The following is a 10,527-nucleotide window of genomic DNA, read 5'->3' as shown; positions in this document are numbered from 1 at the left end:
TCTGACTTTTAATCAGAGGGTCGAAGGTTCGAGTCCTTCATGGCTCACCATTTAAATATGCGGGTGTGGCGGAATTGGCAGACGCACCAGACTTAGGATCTGGCGCCGCAAGGCGTGGGGGTTCGACTCCCTTCACCCGCACCATTTATAAATTGCGGAAGTAGTTCAGTGGTAGAACACCACCTTGCCAAGGTGGGGGTCGCGGGTTCGAATCCCGTCTTCCGCTCCAAGTTTTTGCCGGGGTGGCGGAACTGGCAGACGCACAGGACTTAAAATCCTGCGGTAGGTGACTACCGTACCGGTTCGATTCCGGTCCTCGGCACCAGTAATATTTTAATATGCGCCCGTAGCTCAATTGGATAGAGCGTCTGACTACGGATCAGAAGGTTATGGGTTCGACTCCTTTCGGGCGCGCCATATTTTACGGGGAGTAGCTCAGCTTGGTAGAGCACTTGGTTTGGGACCAAGGGGTCGCAGGTTCGAATCCTGTCTTCCCGACCATTTATTTAATTACCTATTATGGGGCCTTAGCTCAGCTGGGAGAGCGCCTGCCTTGCACGCAGGAGGTCAGCGGTTCGATCCCGCTAGGCTCCACCATAAATTATCCTTTATATTTATTTTGGCGGTGTAGCTCAGCTGGCTAGAGCGTACGGTTCATACCCGTGAGGTCGGGGGTTCGATCCCCTCCGCCGCTACCAAAATAATATAAATGGACCTTTAGCTCAGCTGGTTAGAGCAGACGGCTCATAACCGTCCGGTCGTAGGTTCGAGTCCTACAAGGTCCACCATTTTCGAAATGCGGAGGAATACCCAAGTCCGGCTGAAGGGATCGGTCTTGAAAACCGACAGGCGGGTTAAACCGCGCGGGGGTTCGAATCCCTCTTCCTCCGCCATAATTTTATATATGGCAAAACAAGTTTTATGAATATTATTATCGCGGGGTGGAACAACGAGCAAAACATCGTTGAATTCACTGCGAGTTGTACCGATTGAGCTGCTTCTTGAAATCACTTCTTGAAATAGGGACAGTCATTTGGTAACAAAGAGCATAAGCAATGCTTGTGCAAATAACATTATCGCGGGGTGGAGCAGTCCGGTAGCTCGTCGGGCTCATAACCCGAAGGTCACAGGTTCAAATCCTGTCCCCGCAATCTGGTCCGGTAGTTCAGTTGGTTAGAATGCCTGCCTGTCACGCAGGAGGTCGCGGGTTCGAGTCCCGTCCGGACCGCCATTTTAAATATAGTATGGCTCAGTAGCTCAGTCGGTAGAGCAGATTACTCACATCACTGAATACGCTGCTTAGGCAATCTGCGAGAAATATCGAAAGATATTTTAAGCAAAGGACCTACTATATAAGAGTTTAGGAAGAAAAATTAAGTATGGCTCAGTAGCTCAGTCGGTAGAGCAAAGGACTGAAAATCCTTGTGTCGGCGGTTCGATTCCGTCCTGAGCCACCATTTTAATATAAAAAAAGTATGCGGGTGTAGTTTAGTGGTAAAACCTCAGCCTTCCAAGCTGATGATGAGGGTTCGATTCCCTTCACCCGCTCCAATTTTATGGGCCTATAGCTCAGCTGGTTAGAGCGCACGCCTGATAAGCGTGAGGTCGATGGTTCGAGTCCATTTAGGCCCACCATACAATTGTTCCGCAGTAGCTCAGTGGTAGAGCATTCGGCTGTTAACCGAACGGTCGTAGGTTCGAGTCCTACCTGCGGAGCCATATGGGGAAGTACTCAAGAGGCTGAAGAGGCGCCCCTGCTAAGGGTGTAGGTCGCGTAAGCGGCGCGAGGGTTCAAATCCCTCCTTCTCCGCCATATTGGCCCCTTGGTCAAGCGGTTAAGACACCGCCCTTTCACGGCGGTAACACGGGTTCGAATCCCGTAGGGGTCATTATACTAAAAAAGCTGTCAACTTAAGTTGACAGCTTTTTTGTGCTTAAAGAAAGTGCAAATAAGGAGTTAATCCATATTTTCTTCTTTTCTTACTAGTTTTTGTCCCGGATTATTTAAATCAATCTCCGACGTCACGCCTGTATAAGGCCCCCTAAACATATCTCCGGTCGCCATAATTTTTCCATCTGGTGCATCAAAAATAGGGATTTTGGTTTGATTTTTATTTGCTTCGTTTAAAAGATACTCTTCTTCCTGATTGCTCATCAACGGTCACGCTCCTTTCAATCTCTTCTATTTATTATGCAATGAACATAAAAAATTATCCTTAAAGAACTTCACCTCTAAAAGATCTGACTATTTTTAAGAGATTTGGATGCAATATGATGGAAGCTGGCGAAATATGCATAAAATTGTCAAAAGATTATGATAGATAAATGCAAGGGATTTGGCATTTCTTATCGAATACCTCTTTTATAAGGAGTACGTGAAATAGAACCAGCAGAGGTGATAAAAAGCATGGATACAGTATTTCCTACTGATTACGAACTACATTTGTTTCATGAAGGTACATTGTTTGAAGCCTATAAGCTTTTTGGTTCGCATCTGCTACAAAGTGAGGAGGGAGTTCAGACTAGATTCTGCGTGTGGGCACCGAATGCCGCAGAAGTTAGAATCGCAGGGGATTTTAATAACTGGAATGGAGAGGCGCACCCGCTGCAAAAAGTAAATCAGGAAGGTGTCTGGTTTACCGTTATTCCAATGAATCTGGAAGGTCAGCTTTACAAGTATGAAATTGTCACAAAGGAAGGAAAGGTACTATTAAAATCCGATCCGTATGCCTTTTTATCTGAGCTGCGGCCACGGACTGCTTCCATTGTATACGGGTTAGATGAATATGAATGGAATGATGTGAAATGGCTTCAGAAAAGAGAAAAGAGCCATTCTTTAGCAAAGCCGATGGTCATTTATGAAGTCCATTTAGGAACTTGGAAAAAGAAAAATGGAAAATATTTAAGTTATCAGGAATTAGCAGCAGAACTCATACCATATATTAAAGAACACGGTTTTACTCATCTTGAAATATTGCCTCTTGTTGAGCATCCGCTCGATATTTCCTGGGGGTATCAGGGTACAGGTTATTTTTCGGCAACTAGCAGATATGGGTCTCCTAAAGATTTAATGTATTTCATTGACCAATGTCATCAGCATGAAATCGGAGTCATACTGGATTGGGTACCAGGTCATTTTTGTAAAGATGCACATGGACTATATGCCTTTGATGGTGACAATGTATATGAATATGAAACGGAAGCCGATCGTGAGAATCATGTTTGGGGAACAGCAAATTTTAATCTTGCTAAAAATGAAGTTCAAAGTTTTTTGATTTCTAATGCTATTTTTTGGCTTGAAAAATATCATATTGACGGATTCCGCGTAGATGCTGTGTCCAATATAATCTATTGGCCGAATCGCCAGAGCACGGAGGAAAATCCATTTGGAACAGCATTTTTGCGTAAACTTAATGAACAGGTAACACTATATGACCCGAGTGTGCTGATGATTGCAGAAGATTCAACTGACTGGCCGCAAGTAACCGCTCCAGTTCATTATGGCGGGTTAGGATTCAGTTATAAGTGGAATATGGGCTGGATGAATGATGTTCTTTCTTACATGGAAACTCATGCAGCAGATCGAAAACATGAGCATGGAAAAATGACCTTTTCGCTTATGTACGCTTTCTCGGAGAATTTCATATTACCTTTTTCACATGATGAGGTCGTGCATGGAAAAAAGTCATTGTTAGACAAAATGCCGGGAGACTATTGGCAGAAGTTTGCCCAGATGCGGCTCCTTTTGGCTTTTATGTTTGCTCATCCTGGTAAAAAACTTCTTTTTATGGGGTTTGAGCTAGGGATGTTTTCTGAGTGGAAAGATCAGGATCAGCTGGATTGGCACTTACTGCAATATGATATGCATAAAAAAATGAATGGATATGTCAAAGAGCTTATTAAGTTATACAAGAGATCAAAGCAGCTTTATGAGGTTGAACAGCGTCATGAAGGCTTTGAATGGATTGATGCAGATAATAAGGAGCAGTCGATTTTTTCTTTTATCAGAAGAGGGGACGATCCAGAGGAGTTTTATGTAGTTGTTTGCAATTTTACAGATCGCTCTTATGCTGACTATCAGATTGGTGTGCCTTACGAGGGTGAATACCGGGAGATATTTAATAGTGATTTGGAGGCGTTCGGAGGAACAAATCAAATCAATAAGAAATTGCTGAAATCAATGGAAATCCCTTTTCACGGTAAACAATGGTGTATTCAAATGACTATCCCTCCTTTTGGAGCTTCAATTTTAAGACATGTAAAAAAAAGAAAGGGGAGAAAAGGAAATGGGAAAGAAAAACTGCGTAGCCATGCTGTTAGCAGGGGGACAGGGAAGCAGGCTTAATTCTTTAACAAAAAACTTAGCTAAGCCAGCTGTCCCTTTTGGAGGAAAGTATCGTATCATTGATTTTGCTTTAAGCAATTGTACAAATTCAGGCATTGATACAGTTGGTGTTTTGACACAGTATCAGCCTCTTGTTCTGAATTCATACATTGGCATAGGCAGTGCATGGGATCTGGACAGAAAAGATGGCGGTGTAACCGTGCTGCCGCCATACAGCGCATCTTCAGAGGTAAAGTGGTATACAGGAACAGCAAGTGCCATTTATCAAAATTTAAACTACTTAGAACAATACGATCCAGAATATGTACTCATTTTATCTGGTGATCACATTTATAAGATGGACTATGATCTTATGCTTGAATACCATAAAAACAAAGGCGCAGATGCCACTATATCCGTTATTGAAGTGCCATGGCATGAAGCATCCCGGTTTGGCATTATGAACACGAATGATGAATTGAACATTATTGAGTTTGATGAGAAGCCGGCAAATCCAAAGAACAATCTTGCATCCATGGGCATCTATATTTTTAACTGGAGTGTTTTAAAAAGGCTATTAAGAGAAGATGATTTAAATCATACTTCCAGCCATGACTTTGGCAAAGATATCATTCCGCAAATGCTTAAAGATGAATGTAAGTTATTTGCCTATCCTTTTAAAGGATATTGGAAGGATGTTGGAACTGTCGAAAGCCTATGGGAGGCAAATATGGATCTGCTGGAAGAAAATAGCGAGTTAAGTCTTTTTGATTATGACTGGAGGATTTATTCTGTAAATTCAAATCATCCACCCCAATATATTTCACCAGATGCTGCCGTGTCTCAGTCTTTAATCAATGAAGGCTGTATGATTGAAGGCGATATTCATAAGTCGGTTCTCTTTCAAGGAGTTACCGTAGGCAATGGAACGGTAATTAGGGAATCTGTTGTGATGCCGGGGGCTGTTGTAGGCAAGAATGTCTTAATAGAAAAAGCGATTGTTCCGCCTGACATTAATATACCTGATGGAACTGTCATCAGATCCCTAGACGGCAAAATTGTTTTAGTAACAGAGGATATGCTTGAATTGCTTGCAAACTAATCAAAACAGGCTGATAAAAAGAAGGAGGGATACATGTGAATAATATGTTGCTTGGCGTTATCGACGCTACGACCTACCATGATGGGCTTAAGGAGCTGTCTCTTCACCGCTCTTTAGCTGCGATACCCTTTGCGGGACGTTACAGGTTAATTGACTTCATTCTTTCCAATATGGTGAACTCAGGAATTGTCAGTGTAGCCATATTCCCCAAATACCAATATCGTTCTTTAATGGACCATCTGGGATCAGGAAAGAACTGGGACTTAAATCGTAAACGGGATGGCCTTTTCTTTTTTCCTTCCCCTAATTTAGACAGCCCTCATAAAGGCATTGGTTCATTTAACCACTTTGCAGCCAATATGGATTATTTTTATAGAAGCAGACAGGAATATGCACTTATTTCTAACTGCTTTACTGTCTTTAATATGGATTTTCAACCAGTTCTTGATCGCCATATCAATACTGGCTGTGACATCACAGTTATTTGTAAAGAAGAGCAATCATTAGAAATGTTCTTAGTGAAAAAATCCCTTTTAATTGAGCTGATAAGTACAAGAGATGAAACAGGATACACATGCATGTGTGACGTTGTAGCTGATCAAGATCATAATAACTATACACTTTGTACGTATGAGTATACAGGTTCTTATGTTGCTATAGATTCAATTGAAACGTATTTTCAGGCAAATATGAAGCTTTTGCAGGCTCAAACATGGAAAGACCTCTTTTTAAAAGATCAGCCTATTTATACAAAGGTCAAGGATGAACCGCCAACCCGTTACTTAACAGGAAGCTCTGTTCGCAATTCAATCATCGCGAATGGATGCCGGATCGAAGGAACGGTAGAAAATAGCATCATATCCCGCGGTGTTGTCATTGGTAAAGGAACCGTGGTGAGAAACAGTATTATTATGCAAAAATGTGAGATTGAAGAAAATTGTGTATTAGAGTCCGCAATTTTAGATAAAGATGTAAAGGTACAACCAAATACCAGCCTAATTGGAACAGAAGAAAATCCATTCGTAGTTCGAAAAGGCACGGTACAAGGAGCGCTGATGAATTCGTGAACGTATTATTTGTCGTGTCAGAGTGTGTGCCTTTTGTAAAATCTGGAGGTCTAGCTGATGTTGCTGGCTCACTGCCTAATGAATTAATAAAGCAAGGAACAGATGTAAGAGTAATTCTTCCGAAATATGGAACAATCCATCAGCAGTATAAAAAAGAGATGAATCCTGTAAAGCAGTTCGATGTGAAAGTCGGCTGGAGAAAACAGTATTGTGGCATTGAACAGTTAGTGTTAAAAAATATCACCTATTATTTCGTTGATAACGAGTATTATTTTAATAGAGAAAATCTATATGGATATGATGACGATGGAGAACGATTTGCTTACTTCAATCAAGCTGTGCTTGAAAGTCTGGGGCATATTGACTTTCTTCCGGATATTATCCATTGTCATGACTGGCATACTGCGATGATTCCCTATTTATTGAGAATAAAGTATCAGCATAGACAGGGGTATCAGCATATTAAGTCGGTATTCACCATTCATAATCTGCAATTTCAAGGGATCTTCGCTAAAGAGGCTGCTGGAGATTTATTTGAACTGGATTATAAGCATTTTAATAGTAAAGAATTAGAGTTTTACGGAGCTATGAATTTTATGAAGGGCGGATTAGTGGCTGCAGATTCCATTACAACAGTAAGTGAAGCTTATAAGGAAGAGATTCAAACTGAATATTATGGAGAAAAGCTGCATGGTCTGCTAAAGCAAAGAGCCAATCATTTAGAAGGCATTCTAAATGGCATTGATGATGAATTTTATAACCCTGCATCAGATCCTGCATTAAAGCAATCTTTTCATGTAAGTAATAGACGTGGGAAGAAAGAAAATAAGCTGGATCTTCAGCAGAAATTTGGATTGGAAGAAGATATTGAGATCCCTATTATTGCGATGGTTACCAGATTAACGAAGCAAAAAGGTCTTGATTTAATTACATGTATTTTTCATGAATTAATGCAGGAGGATATTCAGTTTATATTGCTGGGCACAGGCGATGAGCCATTTGAGCAATTTTTCCGGGCTATGGAGCAGAAATATCCGCAAAAATGCAAAGCCTATATTGGTTTTGATGAGAGTATTGCTCACCGGATCTATGCGGGTGCAGATTTATTTCTTATGCCATCTCAATTTGAACCATGCGGACTTGGCCAAATGATTGCGATGCGATACGGAGCAGTTCCAATTGTCCGCGAAACTGGAGGATTAAAAGATACGGTTCTTTCATATGACCCAGAAACGAGAAAAGGGAACGGCTTTACGTTTACCAATTTTAATGCTCATGATATGCTCTATACGATTCGAAGGGCTTTGGACTTTTTTCAGAATGAAAATGATATGGACCAAGTGATGACCAATGCGATGAAGAAGGATTTTAGCTGGGCGCAGTCTGCTTTTCAATATAATAGATTGTACGCAAGTCTTATTACTAGGAGTGAAACTCATGTTTTCTGATAAGGATGCATTTAAGGAAGCTTTTCTAAAAAAGCTTGAGATGACTTGCGGTAAAAGTTTTGGAGAAAGCACTGAAAAAGACCGGTATTTTGCTTTAGGGCAGCTTGTTCGAGAACATATCAGTACAGAATGGATCAACACCAATGAACGATATCGTATTGATAAGGAAAAACAAGTGTATTATCTCTCGATTGAGTTCCTGCTTGGCCGACTGCTTCGGCAAAACTTAATGAACTTAGGCATTGAGAACGTAGTAGAAGAAGGGTTACATGATTTAGGGATCGATTTGAAGAATCTTGAGGAGATAGAGGTAGATGCCGGTTTAGGCAATGGTGGACTTGGGCGTCTGGCCGCTTGCTTCCTTGATTCGCTTGCATCCTTAAATTTGGCAGGTCATGGCTTTGGTATTCGCTATAAGCATGGCCTGTTTGAGCAGAAGATTGTCGATGGATATCAAGTAGAATTGCCGGAGCAATGGCTTCGCAATGGGCATGTCTGGGAAGTAAGAAAACCAGATTTAGCTATTGAAGTGCCCTTTTGGGGACATGTGGAAAGCTGGACAAAAGAAGACGGTTCTCTCGCTTTTCGCCACTTGAACTCGGAACTTATTACTGCTGTCCCTTATGATATGCCTGTTGCAGGCTATCAAACTGATACAATTAACACGTTAAGGTTATGGAGTGCGGAGCCGGCCCCTTATCCTGTAAATAAAGATATATTAAATTACAAACGCGAAACTGAGCAGGTGTCTGAATTCTTGTATCCGGATGATACGCATGATGAAGGAAAAATATTGAGATTAAAGCAGCAGTATTTTCTTGTTTGTGCCAGTTTGAAATCAATTGTTCAAAACTACCGCAGACAGCATAATAGTTTAAGAGACTTTCACGAATATGTCAGTATTCATATAAATGACACCCATCCTGTACTGGCAATCCCTGAGCTGATGAGAATTCTGCTCGATGAAGAGGGGATGAGCTGGGAGGAAGCTTGGAATATTACTGTGAATACGATTTCGTATACGAACCATACTACCCTGGCAGAAGCATTGGAAAAGTGGCCGATACGTATATTTCAGCCTTTACTGCCGAGGATATACATGATCGTCAATGAAATAAATGAACGCTTTTGTCAGGAACTATGGCAAGAGTACGAAGGAGACTGGACACGTATAGAAAACATGGCCATTATTGCACATGGTCAAGTGAAGATGGCTCATTTAGCCATTTGCGGCAGTCATAGTGTTAATGGCGTTGCAGCTTTGCATACGGAGATACTCAAACTCAGGGAAATGAATCAGTTTTATCAATATTACCCTGATAAATTCAATAACAAGACAAATGGAATTACCCATAGAAGATGGCTGATCAAATCCAATCCGCTGTTAACAAACCTGATAAATGACAGCATCGGAAAGGAGTGGATCAGACAGCCAGGGGAACTTCAAAAGCTGCTTGCTTATGAGAACAACCCAGCTTTTCTGGAACAGCTTTCAGTTATTAAAAAGAAAAACAAAGAGCGTCTGGCCGAAGTGATCAGGAAGCAGGCAGGGCTTCAAATTGATCCTTCATCTATTTTTGATGTTCAAGTAAAAAGGCTTCATGCTTATAAAAGACAGCTTTTAAATATCCTTCACGTCATGTACTTATACAATCAATTGAAAGAGAATAGTAGTTTCAGTATGCCGCCAAGAACCTTTATTTTTGGAGCAAAAGCATCTCCTGGCTACTATTATGCTAAAAAAATCATTAAATTAATAAACTCTGTGGCCGCAAAAGTGAATAATGACCCGCAAACACGAGATCAGCTGAAGGTCGTTTTTCTGGAAAATTATCGAGTATCATTAGCTGAACTGGTATTTCCTGCTGCAGATATTAGTGAGCAGATCTCAACAGCAACAAAAGAAGCTTCTGGCACAGGCAATATGAAATTTATGATGAATGGTGCCATTACTGTTGGAACGCTGGATGGAGCGAATATTGAAATTAAAGAAAAGGCTGGGGAGGAAAATATATTCATTTTTGGCCTTACAGCTGAGGAAGTCTTGAAATACGAACGTCAAGGCGGCTACAATTCAATGGAATATTATCATCATGACAATCGAATTAGTAAAGTACTGACGCAATTAACAAACGGATTTTTTCCAGATACTGCTGGAGAATTTGAAGCGATCGCGAGCTCCTTATTGATGGAAAATGACCAATATTATGTACTCAGAGACTTTGATGCTTACGCCAAGACCCAGCATAAAGCGGGGGTAGCTTATGCTGATCAGCAGCGCTGGCTAAAAATGAGTTTAAGAAATATTGGGACGTCTGGTTTCTTTTCAAGTGATCGGACAATTAGAGAATATGCAGACGATATATGGGGAATTCATTCATCTCATATTAAGGTATAGAACCGTAAAATACGGCAAATTGTATGTTGCTGAACGTCTTAATATATTCATCACTGATGCGGGAGAGGCAATTTTTTCTTCCGCTTTCTATTTTAATTTTTAGGAAAATAAGGTTATCATCTGTATTTTAACTGGAAACTTTTAGGTAGAATAAAAGGACGAATGCGGACATACCCATGTGATAAGAG

Annotated in this window: 6 protein-coding genes and 18 tRNA genes (1 of these 24 cut by a window edge); 23 read left to right on the top strand and 1 reads right to left on the bottom strand. The window is 41.0% G+C overall.

Annotated elements, in window-relative coordinates; translation table 11 throughout:
• From J1899_RS17790 to J1899_RS17705, 18 genes are all read left to right on the top strand, one after another.
• Nucleotides 1-50: transfer RNA gene (locus J1899_RS17790), tRNA-Lys, on the top strand; it begins 26 nt to the left of the window's first position.
• Between the two features lie 9 nt (nucleotides 51-59).
• Nucleotides 60-144: transfer RNA gene (locus J1899_RS17785), tRNA-Leu, on the top strand.
• A gap of 10 nt (nucleotides 145-154) precedes the next feature.
• Nucleotides 155-229, top strand: a tRNA-Gly gene (locus tag J1899_RS17780).
• Nucleotides 230-236: 7 nt separating this feature from the next.
• Nucleotides 237-325: transfer RNA gene (locus J1899_RS17775), tRNA-Leu, on the top strand.
• Between the two features lie 15 nt (nucleotides 326-340).
• Nucleotides 341-417 (top strand) — tRNA-Arg (locus J1899_RS17770).
• 7 nt (nucleotides 418-424) lie between these two features.
• Nucleotides 425-501 (top strand) — tRNA-Pro (locus J1899_RS17765).
• A 20-nt stretch (nucleotides 502-521) separates the two neighbouring features.
• Nucleotides 522-597 (top strand) — tRNA-Ala (locus tag J1899_RS17760).
• 24 nt (nucleotides 598-621) lie between these two features.
• A tRNA-Met gene (locus J1899_RS17755) sits at nucleotides 622-698 on the top strand.
• Nucleotides 699-711: 13 nt separating this feature from the next.
• A tRNA-Ile gene (locus tag J1899_RS17750) sits at nucleotides 712-788 on the top strand.
• 12 nt (nucleotides 789-800) lie between these two features.
• Nucleotides 801-893 (top strand) — tRNA-Ser (locus tag J1899_RS17745).
• Between the two features lie 184 nt (nucleotides 894-1,077).
• A tRNA-Met gene (locus J1899_RS17740) sits at nucleotides 1,078-1,151 on the top strand.
• Between the two features lie 3 nt (nucleotides 1,152-1,154).
• Nucleotides 1,155-1,231, top strand: a tRNA-Asp gene (locus J1899_RS17735).
• Nucleotides 1,232-1,381: 150 nt separating this feature from the next.
• Nucleotides 1,382-1,457 (top strand) — tRNA-Phe (locus J1899_RS17730).
• Nucleotides 1,458-1,477: 20 nt separating this feature from the next.
• Nucleotides 1,478-1,551: transfer RNA gene (locus tag J1899_RS17725), tRNA-Gly, on the top strand.
• 7 nt (nucleotides 1,552-1,558) lie between these two features.
• Nucleotides 1,559-1,635: transfer RNA gene (locus J1899_RS17720), tRNA-Ile, on the top strand.
• 9 nt (nucleotides 1,636-1,644) lie between these two features.
• Nucleotides 1,645-1,719 (top strand) — tRNA-Asn (locus J1899_RS17715).
• A 3-nt stretch (nucleotides 1,720-1,722) separates the two neighbouring features.
• A tRNA-Ser gene (locus tag J1899_RS17710) sits at nucleotides 1,723-1,813 on the top strand.
• A 4-nt stretch (nucleotides 1,814-1,817) separates the two neighbouring features.
• A tRNA-Glu gene (locus tag J1899_RS17705) sits at nucleotides 1,818-1,889 on the top strand.
• Between the two features lie 68 nt (nucleotides 1,890-1,957).
• Here J1899_RS17705 and J1899_RS17700 read toward each other — a convergent pair.
• The gene (locus J1899_RS17700) at nucleotides 1,958-2,155 is read right to left on the bottom strand and encodes a hypothetical protein (RefSeq protein WP_066442875.1); all 198 of its coding nucleotides are present in this window, start codon (nucleotides 2,153-2,155) and stop codon (nucleotides 1,958-1,960) included.
• Nucleotides 2,156-2,407: 252 nt separating this feature from the next.
• Here J1899_RS17700 and glgB point away from each other — a divergent pair, with 252 nt between their 5' ends.
• Genes glgB through J1899_RS17675 form a run of 5 tightly spaced genes read left to right on the top strand, consistent with a single transcriptional unit; the run spans nucleotide 2,408 to nucleotide 10,339 of the window.
• Nucleotides 2,408-4,345, top strand: a complete 1,938-nt coding sequence (glgB, locus tag J1899_RS17695) for a 1,4-alpha-glucan branching protein GlgB (protein WP_214475550.1) — start codon at nucleotides 2,408-2,410, stop codon at nucleotides 4,343-4,345.
• A complete protein-coding gene (locus tag J1899_RS17690; RefSeq protein ID WP_214475547.1) occupies nucleotides 4,287-5,426 on the top strand; it encodes a glucose-1-phosphate adenylyltransferase in 1,140 nt (379 codons plus the stop codon). Before glgB ends, J1899_RS17690 begins: the two co-directional genes overlap by 59 nt.
• A gap of 35 nt (nucleotides 5,427-5,461) precedes the next feature.
• On the top strand, nucleotides 5,462-6,493 hold the full coding sequence (locus J1899_RS17685; RefSeq protein WP_214475546.1) for a GlgC family sugar phosphate nucleotidyltransferase: 1,032 nt from the start codon (nucleotides 5,462-5,464) through the stop codon (nucleotides 6,491-6,493).
• The gene (gene glgA / locus J1899_RS17680; RefSeq protein ID WP_214475544.1) at nucleotides 6,490-7,941 is read left to right on the top strand and encodes a glycogen synthase GlgA; all 1,452 of its coding nucleotides are present in this window, start codon (nucleotides 6,490-6,492) and stop codon (nucleotides 7,939-7,941) included. The genes J1899_RS17685 and glgA overlap by 4 nt, the downstream gene beginning before the upstream one ends.
• Nucleotides 7,931-10,339 (top strand): glycogen/starch/alpha-glucan phosphorylase, encoded by a 2,409-nt coding sequence (locus J1899_RS17675; RefSeq protein ID WP_214475542.1) that lies wholly within the window; start codon nucleotides 7,931-7,933, stop codon nucleotides 10,337-10,339. Before glgA ends, J1899_RS17675 begins: the two co-directional genes overlap by 11 nt.
• Nucleotides 10,340-10,527 lie beyond the last annotated feature (188 nt).

The organism is Cytobacillus gottheilii, from assembly GCF_018582665.1.
In the GTDB taxonomy this organism is placed as follows: domain Bacteria; phylum Bacillota; class Bacilli; order Bacillales; family Cytobacillaceae; genus Cytobacillus; species Cytobacillus gottheilii.
The sequence above is the reverse complement of the archived record's forward strand: the minus strand, read 5'-3'. Positions and strand labels throughout refer to the sequence as shown.

What these genes read in the sequence shown, in the direction of transcription:
- J1899_RS17700 (WP_066442875.1), bottom strand. Translation starts at nt 2,155, where the DNA reads ATGAGCAATCAGGAAGAAGAGTATCTTTTAAACGAAGCAAATAAAAAT.
- glgB (WP_214475550.1), top strand. Translation starts at nt 2,408, where the DNA reads ATGGATACAGTATTTCCTACTGATTACGAACTACATTTGTTTCATGAA.
- J1899_RS17690 (WP_214475547.1), top strand. Translation starts at nt 4,287, where the DNA reads ATGGGAAAGAAAAACTGCGTAGCCATGCTGTTAGCAGGGGGACAGGGA.
- J1899_RS17675 (WP_214475542.1), top strand. Translation starts at nt 7,931, where the DNA reads ATGTTTTCTGATAAGGATGCATTTAAGGAAGCTTTTCTAAAAAAGCTT.